Origin of the sequence: Phyllobacterium sp. P30BS-XVII (assembly GCF_014138335.1) — a bacterium.
Taxonomy (GTDB): Bacteria; Pseudomonadota; Alphaproteobacteria; order Rhizobiales; family Rhizobiaceae; genus Phyllobacterium; species Phyllobacterium meliloti.
The window spans coordinates 1172750-1189754 of the sequence record NZ_JACGXO010000001.1 but is presented as its reverse complement, the minus strand read 5'-3'; the positions used below and the strand labels follow the sequence as shown (position 1 = coordinate 1189754).

Here is a 17005-nt window from a genome sequence, read left to right as displayed (position 1 = left end):
GGAATGGTCTCGCCAATCAACTCATTGATTCATCATGTCAGCCGAGACGTTCACCGACAAACAGAATCTCAGTCTTAGACAGTAAATTAATGCTTATCCAGACCGTAGACAGAATGCAAAGTCCGAACCGCAAGTTCCGCATAGGGACCGTCAATCAGAATGGAAATCTTGATTTCCGACGTGGTGATGGCGCGGATGTTGATGCCCTTGTCAGCCAACGCGCGGAATGCCGTTGCGGCAACGCCCGCGTGGCTGCGCATACCGATACCGATCACCGAAACCTTGACCATACCGGCTTCCGACTGGATTACGTCGAAACCGATATCGGCCTTAACCTTCTCCAGAACGACCAGCGCCTTGTCGAGATCACCCGAGGGCACCGTGAAAGTCATATCGGTCTTTGATCCATCCTCGGAAATATTCTGAACGATCATGTCGACGTTAATATGGGCTTCGGCCAGCGGGCCAAAAATACCGGCAGAGATACCCGGGCGGTCTGCAACACGGCGCAAGGAGATTTGAGCTTCGTCCTTGGCGTAGGCAATTCCTGTTACAACCTGCTGTTCCACGATTTCTTCCTCGTCGCAAATAAGTGTGCCGGGCGGATTGATCAGATCACCCATGCCCGGCGCATCGGGATCTTCAAAACTGGATCGCACAAATGTGCGCACTTTGTGGACCATCGCAAGCTCGACGGACCGCACCTGCAGAACTTTGGCACCAAGCGAAGCCATTTCGAGCATTTCTTCGAAAGAAATGCGCGACAGCCTGCGGGCCTTTGGCTCAACGCGCGGATCGGTGGTGTAGACACCGTCGACATCCGTATAGATATCGCAACGGTCAGCCTTAACAGATGCAGCAATCGCCACGGCGCTCGTATCCGAACCACCACGGCCAAGTGTCGAAATGCGGTTATCCGGGCCAATACCCTGGAACCCGGCGATCACGGCAACCTGGCCTTCCTTGAACCGTTCGATCAGGAACGAGCCGTCAATATCGATAATGCGCGCAGCACCATGGGCATTGTCGGTTTTGATCGGGATCTGCCAGCCCTGCCAGGAACGCGCATGTACACCCATGCCCTGCAAGGCCACAGCCAGCAATCCCGCTGTCACCTGCTCGCCAGAGGCGACAATGGCATCATATTCGCGTGCATCATGCATCGGCGAGGTCTGACGGGTCCAGGCGACGAGTTCGTTGGTTTTCCCTGCCATTGCGGAAACGACGACTGCGACTTCGTGCCCAGCATCAACTTCACGTTTGACATGCCGGGCCACATTACGGATGCGGTCGATATCGGCCACCGAAGTGCCACCGAATTTCATCACAATGCGTGCCATGGGGAATACCGTTCTGGAAAGGCTTGAAAATGAGATTTAAAACGACCCGCCCTGTCGAAAGCGGAACGCGGTTTCCCATAACGAAATTATGACGCAACTGCAAGAACGCGTGATCAGACGGGCAATGTTTGTGGGGGTGTGCGTTTCTCAAAGTCCAAATTGTGTCAACCACGCCCATCTAACAAATCCGCCGTGACATTGCGCCCGGCGTAGAAAACACCCAAGATTACTACGGTGTCCGCCGTGACGGCAAAAGCGATGCTAATGCTGCGTCTGTAACCAATGACACGCACACCGCTCATTATGTCGTCGCGGACAGTTCCACGTTTGGGGAAGTTGAAAACCCAAGGCAATAATCGCGAATATTAAACAGGAATGTCTGCGCGCGCTCAGCACTGACATTAATTTCGATATAGTCGTAAAGCTCAACCAGTTCCTGTTCGGCGCTCGGATGATGAAGACGACTTTATAATCCATCCATTACTTCGCCTTCATCATCCGAGCGCGTGCCTCGAGGTTCGCAAATACCTGCTCGGCTGGAGTACCGATACCGGGATTTTCCTGAAATTCGGCGAGACGGTTTGGTATTTCTTTCCGCAACCAGTTTTCCCGCGCTTCTTCGAAATCTTCCAACATACGCAACCCCGCCCGCACGACCTCACTGGCATTGTTATAGCGACCGGATTCGAGCTGTTTTTTGATGAACCGTTCGTAATGGTCGCCGAGTGCAATGCTTGTCATCGCATCTATTCCTCAAGTCCTGACGACCCCAATTGGTCGATCATTTGATAACAATAGATACTAATAGATAATACGATCGGCGCGAAGCCGAATTTGCATCTTGACATTTTTTGCCGGAAGGGGCCTCTCCAGAGGCAGTAAAAAGGACGTTGCCATGACCGAAGCCCAACGCAGCACAATCGATGCCGCCGAAGTAGATCGTTTTTCGCGCATGGCCGCCGAATGGTGGAACCCGCAAGGCAAGTTCCGTCCTCTGCACAAATTCAATCCAACCCGTCTTGCCTATATCAAGGAAAAAGTCTGCGCCCATTACGGTCTTGATCCGAACAGCCCGAAGCCGTTTACGGGGCTGCGTTTGCTGGATATTGGCTGCGGTGGCGGCCTGTTGTGCGAACCCATGGCGCGGCTGGGTGCTTCGGTTGTCGGCGCCGATGCGGGCGAAACCAATATTGAAGTTGCAAAAATTCATGCAGCCCAAAGCGGGCTCGATATTGATTATCGGGCCACAACAGCCGAAGCGCTGGCGGAAGCAGGCGAGAAATTTGATATCGTTCTCAACATGGAAGTGGTTGAGCATGTGGCCGATGTGGAGCTTTATCTCACCGCCTGTGCACAAATGGTCAAACCGGGTGGTGTGACCTTCGTCGCCACCATCAACCGGACTTTGAAGGCGCTCGGCCTTGCCATTTTCGGTGCGGAATATGTCCTGCGCTGGTTGCCGCGTGGCACTCACCAATATGAAAAGCTGGTGCGCCCGGAAGAATTGGAGGGGCCACTGACACAGGCCGGGCTCGAAATCACCGAGACCGTGGGCGTGACCTATAATCCGCTCGCCGACAGCTGGAATCGCTCAAGCGACACCAACGTCAATTACATGGTACTGGCGGTCCGTCCGCGTTAGAAATCAGGCTGTGGCCGTCGCTTTTGCCGCCATGCGCTGTGCCTTTGTCGTCATCAACACGCCGATGGTGATGATAACCGCCCCCACCCATGTCGCAAGTTGATAAACTTCGCCCAGAAACAATGTTCCCGCGATTAGCGCCACTGCGGCGCCAACATAGCCAATTTGGCTCAGATAAACGGGGCCACCAACCGCCTGCAACCGAAAGTACAGCGCAAACATGCAGGTTGAGGCCAATATCTGCGCGACCACCAGCCACGGCACATTGCCAAGCGGTTCGACGGCAAAACTACCGCTCACGTAGAAAATAACCGGGATCAGCAATATAGCGGTCGTCAGATGGCTGCCCGCTGCAAGCTCGGTCGGATCAGCCCCTTCAGGCCAGTCGATGGTGCGATAGACATTGCCGAGTGCAAGCAGAACGGGAATGAGCAGACCAATGACAATCCAGAATGGTTCAGCTGGCTGCCCCACCTGACCACGGGTGAAGCCCACAAGCACAGCCCCGGCAAACCCTACAAGAATACCCAAGAGCCCCAACATATTGGGCCGTTTGATGCCGAAGAGCATCGACAACAACAGCGTAAAGACTGGCGAGAGCGTATACATGATGCCGGTAAAGCCGGACCCCAGATGCGGGATGGCCGAAAGCGTCATCAGATTGGGTACCGCATAGGAGATCAGCGCGGTAATCAGATAATACCGGGCCATGCGCCCATTGAGCAATGGTCGCTTGCCCATCGCCAAAAAGGCCGCCAGAAGCACAGTCCCCGCACCGGTTGAAATCACAAATGCCCAGACTGCCGGAGTTACCCCGGCACCGAAAGCCAATTTACCGAAGGGCAGAGTCAATCCGAGAAAAGCGCCGGTCAGGATGAGCAGCGCAGGAGCGGAATTCAGAAATGGCATGAGGAATTATCCGGCAGGAAGATTACGACCACGGCAGCTTAGACCTTCGTATCAAACGCGCAAGATCAATTATGGTCCTCAGGAAAGGTTGGCAGCGGCATGATATCGATGCCATCGTCGAGCAAGGATTTCACTTCATCGCCGGATGCTTCGCCGTAAATTCCGCGTTGGTCCGCTTCGCCAAAATGGATTTTGCGCGCCTCTTCAGCAAAATCAGCCCCGACATAATCGGCATTCTCGCGCACTTTGCGGGCAACTTCCTTCAACTCATTGACCATCTTGCTCATGGTAACGGCGATCTTTTCCTTTTGCCGTCCCGTCGTCACCGACGGCGCCATCAGCGCCTTTTCCACCTTGTGCGAACCGCACACCGGGCAAGTGACCAGATGTTTCTTCGATTGGCTGTCAAAATCATCATTGCTGCGGAACCACCCTTCAAATTCGTGGTCCTGCTCGCAGTGAAGGGAAAAACGGATCATGACGCAGCCGATTGTCTCTCGCTTTGGCCGTCATCCGATTGGATGACCAGACCAAAGGGACGGGCATTTTTAAGGTTGGGCACTTTCGAGCGAGCCGCAGCGCTTAATGTGGGATCAATATCCGCCACGATCACTGCCGGGTCCGCATGATTGGCTTCTGCCAGAATCTCGCCCCAGGGCGCAACAATGATCGAATGACCAAATGTTTCGCGGCCATCCTCGTGCACGCCGCCCTGTGCCGCCGAAACGACAAAAGCGCCGTTCTCGATAGCGCGGGCACGCTGGAGAATATGCCAATGCGCTTCACCGGTCTGGCGCGTGAATGCGGCTGGAGCCGTCAACACCGAAGCGCCCGCAACAGCCTGCGCGCGGAACAGTTGAGGGAAACGCACATCGTAACAGATGGCAAGGCCAAGCCGCGCAAAAGGAAGTGTGGCCACGACAGAATCCGAGCCCGGCGCATAGACAGCCGATTCCCGCCAGCTTTCGCCATTGTCGAGATCGACATCAAACATATGGATCTTGTCATAGCGGGTAATAATCTTGCCATCGGGTCCGAACAGGAAGGCGCGGTTGGCAACCTTGCCATCTTCGCGCGCAATGGCCGTCGAACCGATATGCAGATGAATCCCGTGCTGTGCCGCAAGTTCCGAAGCCGCGCGTACGATAATATCGTCATCTTCGGCGCGCAGAATGCTCGCCAATGCCTTACGGTCACGCTGCAAGGCACCGGTCATCTCCGGTGTCTGGACATAAACCGCACCCTTGCCGACGGCATCGGCGACATAACCGGCAAGATCGGCGGCATTGCGCTGCGGATCAACGCCTGAGCGCATCTGGATGGCGGCTGCGCGAAATAAGCTCATTGTCAGGTCCTTACGCCAGTGCGCCTGTTTTCAACAGCGGATCAAGACGTCCCTGCTGTTCAAGTGCATAAAGGTCGTCACAACCACCGACATGAACCGCGCCAATGAAAATCTGCGGGAAGGTCGAGCGCCCATTGGCACGCGCCAGCATGGCCTGCCGTGCGTCCGGCTCAACCGTCGCATTGTGCTCGACAAAGGCTACACCCTTCTTGTCAAGAAGGCTCTTGGCAGCCGAGCAATAGCCGCAGCCATCGCGTGTATAGATTGTGACATCAACCATTATCGTACTCCAACTATAGCGTTTATATAAGCGCCCGTAGTCAAAGCGCAAAGACCCGTTTTTTCCTCAAAATAGCACTTAGACAGATAATTCTTTCGAAAGAACCCGCCCGAAGGTCAGTACATCGACACTGGAAGCCCCGCCGCGCAGCAAGGCGCGAGCCGCCGCTTTCACGGTTGCGCCTGTCGTATAGACATCATCGATCAAAAGAACATTACGGCCTCGCACCTTGATATCCTGCGTGTCCGGTACTTTGAATGCACCCCGCACATTGACCACACGCTCATTGGCGCCAAGCCCGACCTGTTGCTGCGTTGGTTTGATGCGCTTTAGGGCGCCCGGCTCAAATGGCTTGCCGCTAATCTTGCCGAGATTGCGCGCAAGCTCCGCCGACTGATTGAACCGGCGAAACCAGAATCGCCGCGCATGCAGGGGCACCGGCACAATGACATCACATTCATCAAGCAGTTCGCCGCCCGCACGGGCCATCCATCGTGCCATCCACGGGCCAAGATCAGTCCGGTCGCTATATTTCAGCCGATGCACCATCGTACTGATCGCCCCCTCATAGACCGCAACGGAACGCGCCCGGCGAAATGGCGGCGGGTCGGCAATTGCCTCCGCCGACAGGATTTCCGCACCCAGATCATGGCTGAAAGGAATGCCGAGCACCGGACAATAGGGCTTTTCGATAAAGCGAACCTTTGACCAGCACGCTGCGCACAGGCTTCCCGGTTCGCAGACAAGGCTCTGGCATTCCGCGCAAGTCGGCGGGAACAGCAGCATAAACAGGCGATTTGTCACGATGCGCGCAAAAGTGCGGGCAGTTTCCATTGCAATTCATTCCAGAGCGACGCATTTAGCGGATAGAACTATACATTGATCAGAGAAATTCGGAATGGATCAGCACAGGATCTTCGATCGAAATTTGCTTCGGCAAAGGCGTCTGCGCGCGCTGCACCAGCATGGCATGACGGGCGACTTTCTGCTCGCTCGCGCCGCTGACGATCTGGAAGAACGGCTTTCGGCGGTAGAGCGTACTTTCGATGTCGCTATTGATCTGGCAAGCCATACAAGCTTGGCAGCGAAAGCCATCGAACGCTCCCGCAAGGCCGAGACAATTATCCGGATTGAGCAGGATGCGCGTTTTCTCGATACGGACTTTCCGTCTGTCGTGGCCGATGAGGAAACTCTGCCGCTCAAACCGGGTAGTGCCGGGTTGATCGTCTCCCTGCTTTCCCTGCACCTGACCAACGACACCCCCGGAACCCTTCTGCAGATCAGGCGAGCGTTAAAGCCAGATGGATTGTTTCTGGGTGCCATGGCTGGCGAGGCCACTCTGTCGGAACTGCGCGAAGTCCTGCTGGCTGCCGAGAGTGAAATCAGTGGCGGAGTGTCGCCCCGCGTGGCTCCTTTTGCCGATGTGCGCGATGTGGGCGGCCTGTTGCAACGGGCCGGTTTCACCCTACCCGTCACGGATATCGAAACTTATACGGTGCGTTATGATTCACTCTTCGCGCTGATGCGGGATTTGCGCGCCATGGGCATGCAGAACGTTCTGTTCGGCCGGTCGCGCAAACCGCTGACCCGCCATTTCTTCATGCGGGCAGCCGAAATCTATGCGGAACGCTTTAGCGATCCGGATGGCCGGATCAGGGCGACGTTCTCATTTATCTGGATGTCCGGCTGGGCGGCACATGAATCCCAGCAGAAGCCGTTGAAGCCGGGTTCCGCCAAGGCGTCTCTGGCCGATTTTCTGAAAGATGTCGAAGCGCTGGAAAAGAAGTAGTTTTCAGCAATCGCCGCTTTTGCTGCCATCGCTATGCAAAATGCAGACGGAGTTGGGCGAACTCTGCAGGACGCTGCGACGAATGGTATATTCTGATGGAGCGGCTTTTTTGATGGAGCCTGTCGACATCTGGTCGATGGATTTGCTGGATGCATAATCCACCACGGATTTTGACTTGCGATCGGCAAGTGGAGCAACAACCAAAGCGAGTGCGATTGCAGCGGACCCGAACAGCAGGGTCAAGCGCAGAACGCCGGTTCCGGCACCCAGAAATGTTCTGGTCTGCGCCGAAGCTTCGTCGAGATTGTCGAATTTATAACCCATGCCCCACCTGGAAAAATTGATCCGGAATTGACTAAAAGTCGCCCATTCGCATGAAGGATCGATTAATGATTTGGGTTAATTTCGCGGTGATGAAATCTTAACCACGTTTCCCAGTCAAAGCAGGTCAATAAGAAAGGGAATAAGCGGGATATCCGCTGGCGGCATGGGGTAGTCGCGCATGTCTTTCGGACGTACCCATTTCAGTGCCTGACCTTCCATGGAGCGCGGAATGCCTTCATAGCGCCGACAGATAAATAACGGCATCAGCAGATGGAATGTCTCATAGGTGAAACTGGCAAAAGTCAGCGGCGCAAGGCAGGCAGGCTTGACTGTAATACCCAGCTCTTCCTGCAATTCACGGATCAGGCTTTCCTCAGGCGTTTCGCCCGGCTCAACCTTACCACCGGGAAATTCCCAGAGTCCGGCAAGCGATTTACCCTCAGGCCGCTGGGTCAGCAGAACTCGCCCATCCGCATCGACAAGAGCGCAGGCCGTTACCAGCAAAATGGGATGTTTCTCACTCATGCGTCTGGTGCCCGCCGGTAAGCATATCGGTATGCCTCGGCAAAACCGAGCTTTTCATAGAGCGCGATGGCACCCGCATTATCAGCTTCCACCTGCAGCCAGCCTCGTTTCGCCCCGTGCTGCACGGCCCATTTGATTGCGGTTTTGACGATCATCCGGCCATGCCCTTTCCGGCGACGGTCGGCCAGAGTGCCGATATTGAACAGGCCAGCCAGCGCCCCATCCTGCACACAGATGGCAGTTGATACCGGCTCACTACCTTCCTCGATGACAAACAGCCCCCTTGCCGGGACAATGGCATTGATGACTTCAAACAGGCCGGGCTTCAACGCAGGATCGTCCTGATGAACCTCAATGGCCGCATCGATGAACCGGTCAATATCTTGCAATGGAAGCTGATCAATCGCATCGGAGACGTCGATCTTCTCAAGGTCGGCCACCATGATGAAAGACTCATCAAATCGGGGCCAGCCAAGCCCTTCCAGATAAGCATCCAGTTCTTTGGGCGCGAGCGGCGACAGACGAAACACTGGCGGCCTGCCATGCGCCTTGAAGCGCTGGATGGCGTGCGCCACCCGCTCCTCCATATTGTCGGTATCACCCGGATCAAGCGGGTTGACCGAATTCAGCCGCTTGGAGGGATGGTTAGCCGTTAAACGGATCGCCCAGCTGCCGTCATAATGCACCGATGAGGCGGGCCAGGCTCTGAACCCGACAGCCTCGATCTGCCTGATCTGCGCCAGCTGCATGGAACGCATCAGCTGCGATAATCGCCGTTGATCGCTACATATTCCTTGGTCAGGTCACAGGTCCAGACCGTGGCCTTGCCCTTGCCGAGCCCGATATCGACCTTGACGGCGATATCCTCGTTCTTCATGTAATCGGATGTTGCTGCTTCCGAATAATCCGGATCGCGCTCGCCGTGCCGCGCAACGCGAATGTCACCGAACCAGATGGCAAGACGATCACGGTCCGCAGGCTCTCCCGCCTTACCGACAGCCATGACAATGCGGCCCCAATTGGCGTCTTCGCCCGCAGCAGCAGTCTTCACCAGCGGTGAATTGGCAATTGATAGCGCAATGCGCTTGGCTGAACGCGACGACGTTGCGCCTGTTACGGTAATCTCAAGCATCTTGCGGGCACCCTCACCGTCACGCACGACTTGCAGAGCGAGGTTCTTCAGAACGCGGTCCAGCGCCTTGCTGAAGGCTTTCAGACGTTTGTCTTTTTCCTTCGTCACCGGCGCTGCGCCGCGTTCAGCGGCAGAGCCGGTCGCGAAAAGCAGCAATGTGTCTGATGTGGACGTATCGCTATCGACGGTGACGGAATTGAAGCTCTTGCCAACAGATTTGGACAGAAGCTTTTGCAGGACATCCGAGGCAATTGGCGCATCGGTCGCCACAAAGGACAGCATCGTCGCCATGTCAGGCGCGATCATGCCCGCACCCTTGGCGATGCCATTGATGGTGACAGGTACGCTACCAAGCATGACGGTTTCAGTTGCAACTTTAGGGAACGTATCGGTTGTCATGATGGCGCTGGCTGCATCCTGCCAGCGTTCCGCCGTAGCGCTCTTGGCCATATCTGCGAGCAGATGGCTGAACTTGCCCGCATCCAGCGGTTCGCCAATGACACCTGTCGAGGCAAGAAAGATTTCACTCGGCTTGCAACCAACTGCTTTGGCAGCGGCAGCCGCTGTCAGCTTGGTCGACTCGCGTCCCTTCTTGCCGGTAAAGGCATTGGCATTGCCTGAATTGACGACCACCGCGCGGGCTTTGCCGCCGGTCAAACTGTCCCGGCAAAAATCCACCGCCGCTGATGGGCATTTCGAACGGGTAAACACGCCTGCGACAGCCACCGGCTTGTCGAATACGATCATAACAACGTCTGTGCGACCCTTGTATTTGATACCGGCTTCAGCGGTTGCGATCCGCGCACCGTGGATTTCCGGCATGGCCGGTACATGTTTGGGAGCAAGGGGAGAGACAGACGTGGACATCGATTACCTCGAAAAGGTGTTTGACAAGGTTTGGTATAGGCGCGGGTCTAAGGGGATCAAGGCCCGGGAGCGAACCCCCGGGCCAAAATTTTACTGATCCTGCGATTGGGTTGCGGCGTTGATCGCCTTTTCCGTTTCCGGATCAGTGTACTGAATCTTCAGGTCAGCGCGTTCTTTCTTGACCAGATCAATATAACGCTCGCGGATGAGGATCGACTTGACCTGATCCTTGACCTGATCGAATGCCGGTGGCTGCTGCACGCGCTTGTCTTCCAGCTTGATGACGTGGAAGCCGAACTGCGTCTGCACTGGTTCTTTGGTGTATTTGCCGACGTCGAGAGCCATTGCTGCCTTTTCGAATTCAGGAACCATCTGGCCAGCGGAGAAGTAGCCGAGATCGCCGCCCTGCGCTGCCGAACCGTCGGTCGACTTTGCCTTAGCAACGTCTTCGAAGGATGCGCCGCCATCAAGCTGCTTGATGATCTCTTCAGCTTCTTCCTTTGTCTTTACCAGAATATGACGGGCGCGAACTTCGTTCTGCGGCGGCATCGCTGCCATTTCCTTGTCATAACGGGCACGCACATCAGCATCGGTGATCTTGTCGACAACCTGCTGCTTGAAGAAATCATTGTGCAGGGCACGATCCTTCAGGAACTGCATACGCGCCTTGAATTCCGGTGTGGCATCAAGCTTTGCAGCTTCTGCCTTGGCAGAAAGTGCCTTGATGTCGATGATTGCATTCAGAGCGGCCAAACGACGCTGGTCATCAGGCAGACGGGCAAATTGTGGATCAAGGTCCTGAGAAATCTGGTCAACATCACCGGAGGTGATTTTGTCGCCATTGATGGTCGCAAGGACCTTCTTGGGGTCGACCTTGACGGCATCTGCCTTAGGGGCTTCCGCCTTTGGAGCTTCCGTTTTTCCGGCGTCCTGGGCCATGGCCACTGAGGAAACACCTGATAACAATACAGCAACAGTCATGAATGAAAGGGTTTTACGCAATTGGTTCATAGGTCTATTTCTCCTTGGGAGGACCGGTACGGGCTATGATTACGGCAGAATTTTGCCTAAACGAAGCGATCAACGGTTTGCTGCTTCAACATTGACATCATTCGAGCCCCCTCTTATCTGTCCATCGGCTTTGCGTCCAGATAGCTTGGCAAGAGATAGGCTTATACATTTGGCTTAATACCCATATTGTATCAGGCTTCCCAGTGTTAAGTATCGGATCATTAAAATGCCAGGTTCTCCTGGCGAAACGAACAAGAGAGGACCAGGGATGGTCAGTTTCGGCGGCCTTGCCCGCAAGATTTTCGGCTCTTCCAATGAGCGTCGTGTCAAAGGCTTCAAGCCGCGCGTTGATGAAATCAATGCACTTGAGGCTGAAATTTCGTCTCTTACTGACGAACAATTGAAGGCAAAGACCGCGGAATTCCGCGCAAGCCTTGCCAGTGGAACCAAGCTTGATGACCTGCTGGTACCGGCTTTTGCCGTTGTACGCGAAGCGTCCAAGCGTGTTCTCGGCATGCGTCCCTTTGATGTTCAGCTGATTGGCGGCATGGTTCTGAACGGTGGCGGCATCTCTGAAATGCGCACCGGTGAAGGCAAGACGCTGGTTGCAACATTGCCTGTCTATCTCAATGCGCTTGAGGGCAAGGGCGTTCACGTCGTTACCGTAAACGACTACCTTGCCAGCCGTGACGCCCAGTGGATGGGCCAGGTCTACAATTTCCTCGGCCTCAGCTACGGCATTATCGTTCATGGTCTTGACGACGAAGAACGCGCCGCCGCCTATGCCGCCGATATTACCTACGCCACCAACAACGAGCTTGGCTTCGACTATCTGCGCGACAATATGAAATATGAGCGCGCCCAGATGGTGCAGCGCGGGCACAATTACGCGATTGTCGACGAAGTGGATTCGATCCTTGTCGATGAAGCGCGCACGCCGCTGATTATTTCCGGCCCGCTCGATGACCGGTCCGATTTCTACAACCTCATCGACACGTTCATCCTGCCGCTTGAACCGGTTGATTATGAAATCGATGAAAAGCAGAAAACCGCAATCTTCACCGAAGAAGGCACCGAGAAGCTCGAAAACCTGCTGAAAGCTGCCGGCCATCTCAAGGGCGAAGGTCTTTACGACATCGAAAACGTTGCTGTCGTTCACCACGTCAACAATGCCCTGCGTGCTCACAAGCTCTTCCAGCGCGACAAGGACTACATCGTCCGCAATGACGAGATCGTCATTATCGACGAGTTCACCGGACGCATGATGCCGGGTCGCCGCTTCTCCGAGGGGCTGCATCAGGCACTGGAAGCCAAGGAACATGTGACAATCCAGCCTGAAAACCAGACGCTGGCTTCGATCACCTTCCAGAACTATTTCCGCATGTACAAGAAGCTGGCCGGTATGACCGGCACGGCATCGACCGAAGCCGAAGAATTCGGCAATATTTACGGTCTTGAGGTCACGGAAATTCCGACCAACAACCCTGTCAAGCGCATTGACGAGGATGATGAGGTTTACCGGACCGTCGAGGAAAAATACAAGGCCATCGTTCGCGATATTCACGAGGCACGCGCCAAGGGCCAGCCGGTTCTGGTCGGCACGACATCGATTGAAAAATCGGAACAGCTGGCTGAACGTCTGCGCAAGGAAGGCTTCAAGGACTTTCAGGTTCTTAACGCCCGTTACCACGAGCAGGAAGCCTATATCGTGGCACAGGCCGGTGTTCCCGGTGCAATCACCATTGCAACCAACATGGCCGGTCGCGGTACGGACATTCAGCTTGGCGGCAATCTCGAAATGCGTGTGAAGCACGAGCTTGCCGATATGCCCGAGGGCGAAGAGCGCAAGTCCAAGGAAGCTGCCATTCGCGACGATATTGCCCAGCTGAAGGAAAAGGCACTTGCAGCGGGCGGCCTCTACGTTCTGGCAACCGAACGCCATGAAAGCCGCCGCATTGATAACCAGTTGCGCGGCCGTTCCGGTCGTCAGGGTGATCCGGGCCGCTCGAAATTCTTCCTGTCGCTGCAGGACGATCTCATGCGTATTTTCGGTTCCGAGCGCATGGACGGCATGTTGCAGAAGCTTGGCCTGAAAGAAGACGAGGCCATTGTCCATCCCTGGATCAACAAGGCGCTGGAAAAGGCACAGAAGAAGGTCGAAGCGCGCAACTTCGACATCCGCAAGAACCTCCTGAAATATGATGACGTGATGAATGATCAGCGTAAGGTGATCTTTGAACAGCGCATTGAACTGATGGATGGCACGGATCTGAGCCAGACCACCGCCGAAATGCGCGAAGACGTCGTGGATGATCTGATCGCCCGTCATACCCCTGAAGGCGCTTACGCCGAACAGTGGACCGTGCAGCAGCTGAACGAGGATGTTCGCAACATTCTCAATCTCGATCTGCCGATCATTGAGTGGGCCAATGAAGACAATATCGCGCCTGATGATATCCGCGAACGCCTGTTCGAAGCGGTTGAAAAGGCTGCTGCTGATCGTGCCGAGCGTTTCGGCCCTGAAATCATGGCCTATGTCGAGAAATCGGTCATTCTTCAGACGCTTGATGCCCTGTGGCGTGAGCATCTGGTCAATCTCGACCATCTGCGTTCGGTCGTCGGTTTCCGTGGTTATGCGCAGCGCGATCCACTCAACGAATACAAGACCGAAGGCTTTGAGCTATTCCAGGCCATGCTGACCAATCTTCGCCAGAACGTGACCACGCAGTTGATGCGTGTCGAAATCGTTCGCGAAGCGGCTGAAGCACCGGCACCAGAATTGCCACAGATGGAAGGTCATCACTTTGATGGCCTGACCGGTCAGGATGACTTTGGTGACGCAGCCGTGCTGGAAGATCAACGCGTTGTAGACCCGTCCGAGCGTGATCCGAACAATCCCAGCACCTGGGGCAAGATTGGCCGCAACGAGACCTGCCCCTGCGGATCGGGCAAAAAATACAAGCATTGTCACGGCTCGTTTGCCTGATTCCAAAACCAAAAAAATCAAAAGGCCGCGTTATCAGACGCGGCCTTTTGCTTTTTCGATAGACTATGCAACTCTCGATATGGCCGAGCCGTTCTTTACGGAATATACATCAGTAGGTTGTGAATGAGTGGGGGCTGCGAGTGCGATTTTCTGCGGTAAAAGCTGCAGACCGATTTTTGCCAGAAAAACTGTCACAGCGTCTTGGTCCCTGGTTGTCACGACTGGATCAGTTGCTTGACGGGTCGAACGAACACGCCGTCGCCCAGCGTGTTTCCCTGATTGCGTTCCTTGTCCGCGTTGTCAGCGCCGGCATAGCCCTCGTTTCTCAGGTCATCTTTGCCCGCTGGATGGGCCCATTCGAATACGGCATTTTTGTCCTCGTATGGGTAACGGTCGTCATCCTCGGCAATCTGTCCTGCCTTGGCTTTCAGACCACAGTTATCCGTTTTGTCCCTGAATATCTTGAGCGCAAGCAGTTTGACCATCTGCGCGGCATCCTTTTCACCAGCAAGGCTTTTGCGGTCAGCATAACGACATGCATCGCATTGGTTGGCGCCGCCGTCATCTATGCATTGCGCGACAAGATCGAGGTTTACTACATCGCCCCATTCCTTGTCGGATTGATCTGCCTTCCCATGATCGCGCTGGGTGATACGCTTGACGGCACGGCGCGCTCGCGCTCCTGGGTGCTGGTCGCCCTTACCCCGACCTATATCATCCGCCCGATCCTGACGCTCGCCGTCATGAGCCTTTCCCATTTCGGCGGGTTCGCCCCCACGGCCATGACCGCCATCGGCTCGGCCATTATCGCGACCTATCTCACATCGCTGTTCCAGCTCTATGTCGTTTGTGATCGCTTCAAGGCCGTGGTGCCACCGGGCCCCAGAGCCATTTATTTCAAGGATTGGTTCGCGGTATCCCTGCCGATTTTTCTGGTGGAAGGCTTTTTCTTCCTTTTGACCAATGCCGACGTGTTGATGGTCGGGCGCTATATGGAGCCTGATAAGGTCGCCACCTATTACGCCACTGTCAAACTTCTCGCTCTGGTGCATTTCGTCTATTTCTCGGTGAAGGCGGGCGCTGCCCAGCGCTATGCCGAGCTGATGCAGAATTACGACCACGCCCAGCTTGAGGGATTTGCCCGCGATACGGCGCGCTGGACATTCTGGCCCTCATTGGCAATGGCCATCGTGCTGCTCGTTCTGGGCAAGCCGCTGCTATGGCTTTTCGGCGCACAGTTCACCGAAGGCTATCCGCTTTTGTTCATCATGGTGATCGGCGTGGTGGCTCGCGCCTCGGTCGGCCCGGCGGAAAGCCTGCTCAACATGGCGGGCAAACAGAAGATTTGCGCGATTGTCTATGCGGTTACTTTGGCCGTTAATATTTGTCTCAGCATTGTTATGATACCACTATACGGCCTTGCAGGCGCCGCATGTGCGACGGCAGCCTCGATGGTGTTTGAAGCGCTTGTTCTGGCGTTGACCGTTTACAACCGTCTCAACATAACAATGTTTGTTTTCGCCGGTGGACCGGGCACAAAATCCGCCAAGGAAGAAATCTGATGGCTGCAATACCGCTTCTCGAAGAACTGGCCGGTGGCCCTTCCTCGCAGATCATTTCGCAGCTGGCCGGCTTTGAGTCGCGTGATGCGGCCAAGCAGATCGAGGAGACGCTGGGCACGCGCGGCATCCCCCGCAAACTCTCCGTCTATTCCGCTTCCGCCGGGTTCGACCTTACCGAAGAACTTGAATATCTGAGCTACCGGACCATCGAACCAAACGTCTTCTTCAATCCGCGCTTTCTTGCGCCCGCAATGCCCCGGCTTGATGATCGGCAGGTGCGGTTCATGGTGGTGCGCGATGAAAATGAGGTGAAGAGCCGCCTGCGGTTTCTGATGCCCTATACGATTGAGCGTCCCGGCTTCACTTTTTCCTCGTCGATCCTGCGCGCCTGGGCGACACCTTTCGGCCCGCAAGGCACCCCGCTGATTGACCGCGATGATCCGGTCGGCGTTCTTAACGATCTGTTCGACATGCTGGCGCGCAAGCACCTGAAATTCCCGGAAGTGCTGGTTCTGCCCGACCTGTTGCTGAACCGTCCGGTCGCCCAGCTTTTCCGCGCTGTCGCCCTCGACCGAAACCTGCCCGTCACCACAATTGGCACGGTCGAACGGCCGTTTCTTGAAAGCACCAAAGAGGGTGAAGAATATCTGCGCGAGGCACTTGGCACACGCCACGCCAAGGAATATCGCCGTTTATGGCGGCGCCTGTCGGAAAAGGGCAAGCTGACCTATACGGTCAGCCGCACCGAGGAAGATATCCGGGCTCGTCTTGAGGATTTTCTGGCGGTTGAGGCCAGTGGATGGAAGGGTCATCGCGGTTCAGCCATGGCGGTTGATCGTTTCCGCGCCGCCTTTGCCCGCGAAGCCGTCAACAATCTCGCTGGCCGCGATCTTGCCCGCATTCACACGCTTGAACTCGACGGCAAGACGATTGCCGTTCTCGTGGTCTTTGTCGAAGCCGGTCAGGCTTGGACGTGGAAGACGGCCTATGACGAAAGTCTCGCGGCCTATTCACCCGGTGTGCTTCTGATGATCGAGATGCTCAAGAACCATCTTGATGATCCGAATATCCTGCGCACGGATTCCTGTGCCGTTCCTGATCATCCGGTCGCGTCCCGCCTGTTTCAGGAGCGCGAATCCGTGGGCACACTGGTTATCGGTCTGACCCCGGCTTCCGATCGGGCAACCCGCCGGGCTGCGGCACAAATCCATCTCTACCGCCGTACCCAGAACTTTGCCCGCATCATCCGCGAACGCTTGCGTGCATTCACTGGCCGGACATGATGTGAACCCG

Annotated in this window: 17 protein-coding genes; 5 read left to right on the top strand and 12 right to left on the bottom strand. The window is 55.6% G+C overall.

Annotated elements, in window-relative coordinates; translation table 11 throughout:
- Window positions 1-86: 86 nt before the first annotated feature.
- Both FHW17_RS05940 and FHW17_RS05935 read right to left on the bottom strand, forming a co-directional pair.
- On the bottom strand, window positions 87-1340 hold the full coding sequence (locus tag FHW17_RS05940) for an aspartate kinase (protein ID WP_113097660.1): 1254 nt from the start codon (window positions 1338-1340) through the stop codon (window positions 87-89).
- 480 nt (window positions 1341-1820) lie between these two features.
- Window positions 1821-2081, bottom strand: coding sequence for a type II toxin-antitoxin system ParD family antitoxin (locus FHW17_RS05935; protein ID WP_182509382.1), 261 nt, complete (start codon window positions 2079-2081; stop codon window positions 1821-1823).
- Window positions 2082-2235: 154 nt separating this feature from the next.
- Here FHW17_RS05935 and ubiG point away from each other — a divergent pair, with 154 nt between their 5' ends.
- Window positions 2236-2982, top strand: coding sequence for a bifunctional 2-polyprenyl-6-hydroxyphenol methylase/3-demethylubiquinol 3-O-methyltransferase UbiG (gene ubiG / locus FHW17_RS05930; RefSeq protein WP_112530472.1), 747 nt, complete (start codon window positions 2236-2238; stop codon window positions 2980-2982).
- 3 nt (window positions 2983-2985) lie between these two features.
- On the opposite strand, the gene FHW17_RS05925 is transcribed toward ubiG, so the two are convergent.
- The 5 genes from FHW17_RS05925 to FHW17_RS05905 all read right to left on the bottom strand — a co-directional run bounded on the left by FHW17_RS05925 (window position 2986) and on the right by FHW17_RS05905 (window position 6350).
- Window positions 2986-3891, bottom strand: a complete 906-nt coding sequence (locus FHW17_RS05925) for a DMT family transporter (RefSeq protein ID WP_182509381.1) — start codon at window positions 3889-3891, stop codon at window positions 2986-2988.
- Between the two features lie 65 nt (window positions 3892-3956).
- Window positions 3957-4370: a DUF1178 family protein gene (locus FHW17_RS05920; RefSeq protein WP_112530468.1), complete on the bottom strand. Its 414-nt coding sequence runs from the start codon at window positions 4368-4370 to the stop codon at window positions 3957-3959.
- Window positions 4367-5236 (bottom strand): carbon-nitrogen hydrolase family protein, encoded by an 870-nt coding sequence (locus tag FHW17_RS05915; RefSeq protein ID WP_113097663.1) that lies wholly within the window; start codon window positions 5234-5236, stop codon window positions 4367-4369. Before FHW17_RS05915 ends, FHW17_RS05920 begins: the two co-directional genes overlap by 4 nt.
- Window positions 5237-5246: 10 nt before the next feature.
- The gene (gene grxC / locus FHW17_RS05910) at window positions 5247-5516 is read right to left on the bottom strand and encodes a glutaredoxin 3 (protein ID WP_091880061.1); all 270 of its coding nucleotides are present in this window, start codon (window positions 5514-5516) and stop codon (window positions 5247-5249) included.
- Window positions 5517-5594: 78 nt separating this feature from the next.
- Window positions 5595-6350 (bottom strand): ComF family protein, encoded by a 756-nt coding sequence (locus tag FHW17_RS05905; protein ID WP_112530463.1) that lies wholly within the window; start codon window positions 6348-6350, stop codon window positions 5595-5597.
- A gap of 64 nt (window positions 6351-6414) precedes the next feature.
- On the opposite strand from FHW17_RS05905, the gene FHW17_RS05900 reads away from it, so the two are divergent.
- Window positions 6415-7305 (top strand): methyltransferase domain-containing protein, encoded by an 891-nt coding sequence (locus FHW17_RS05900; protein WP_182509380.1) that lies wholly within the window; start codon window positions 6415-6417, stop codon window positions 7303-7305.
- Window positions 7306-7308: 3 nt separating this feature from the next.
- Here FHW17_RS05900 and FHW17_RS05895 read toward each other — a convergent pair whose 3' ends face one another.
- The 5 genes from FHW17_RS05895 to FHW17_RS05875 all read right to left on the bottom strand — a co-directional run bounded on the left by FHW17_RS05895 (window position 7309) and on the right by FHW17_RS05875 (window position 11164).
- Complete coding sequence (locus FHW17_RS05895; protein WP_112530459.1) at window positions 7309-7629, bottom strand: hypothetical protein; 321 nt, start codon at window positions 7627-7629, stop codon at window positions 7309-7311.
- 114 nt (window positions 7630-7743) lie between these two features.
- Entirely contained in the window at window positions 7744-8154 is a 411-nt protein-coding gene (locus FHW17_RS05890; protein WP_113097665.1) for a (deoxy)nucleoside triphosphate pyrophosphohydrolase, read from the bottom strand.
- The gene (locus tag FHW17_RS05885) at window positions 8151-8912 is read right to left on the bottom strand and encodes a GNAT family N-acetyltransferase (RefSeq protein WP_246706727.1); all 762 of its coding nucleotides are present in this window, start codon (window positions 8910-8912) and stop codon (window positions 8151-8153) included. The genes FHW17_RS05890 and FHW17_RS05885 overlap by 4 nt, the downstream gene beginning before the upstream one ends.
- Complete coding sequence (gene argJ / locus FHW17_RS05880) at window positions 8912-10153, bottom strand: bifunctional glutamate N-acetyltransferase/amino-acid acetyltransferase ArgJ (RefSeq protein WP_112530455.1); 1242 nt, start codon at window positions 10151-10153, stop codon at window positions 8912-8914. Before argJ ends, FHW17_RS05885 begins: the two co-directional genes overlap by 1 nt.
- 90 nt (window positions 10154-10243) lie before the next feature.
- A complete protein-coding gene (locus tag FHW17_RS05875) occupies window positions 10244-11164 on the bottom strand; it encodes a peptidylprolyl isomerase (protein ID WP_112530453.1) in 921 nt (306 codons plus the stop codon).
- Between the two features lie 268 nt (window positions 11165-11432).
- Between FHW17_RS05875 and secA the strand changes: the two genes are divergently transcribed.
- The 3 genes from secA to FHW17_RS05860 all read left to right on the top strand — a co-directional run bounded on the left by secA (window position 11433) and on the right by FHW17_RS05860 (window position 16995).
- Window positions 11433-14150 carry a preprotein translocase subunit SecA gene (gene secA / locus FHW17_RS05870; protein WP_112530451.1) on the top strand — a complete coding sequence of 906 codons (2718 nt, stop codon included), beginning with the start codon at window positions 11433-11435 and terminating at the stop codon, window positions 14148-14150.
- A gap of 140 nt (window positions 14151-14290) precedes the next feature.
- Window positions 14291-15712 carry a lipopolysaccharide biosynthesis protein gene (locus tag FHW17_RS05865; RefSeq protein ID WP_112530449.1) on the top strand — a complete coding sequence of 474 codons (1422 nt, stop codon included), beginning with the start codon at window positions 14291-14293 and terminating at the stop codon, window positions 15710-15712.
- Window positions 15712-16995, top strand: a complete 1284-nt coding sequence (locus FHW17_RS05860) for a GNAT family N-acetyltransferase (RefSeq protein ID WP_112530447.1) — start codon at window positions 15712-15714, stop codon at window positions 16993-16995. Before FHW17_RS05865 ends, FHW17_RS05860 begins: the two co-directional genes overlap by 1 nt.
- Window positions 16996-17005 lie beyond the last annotated feature (10 nt).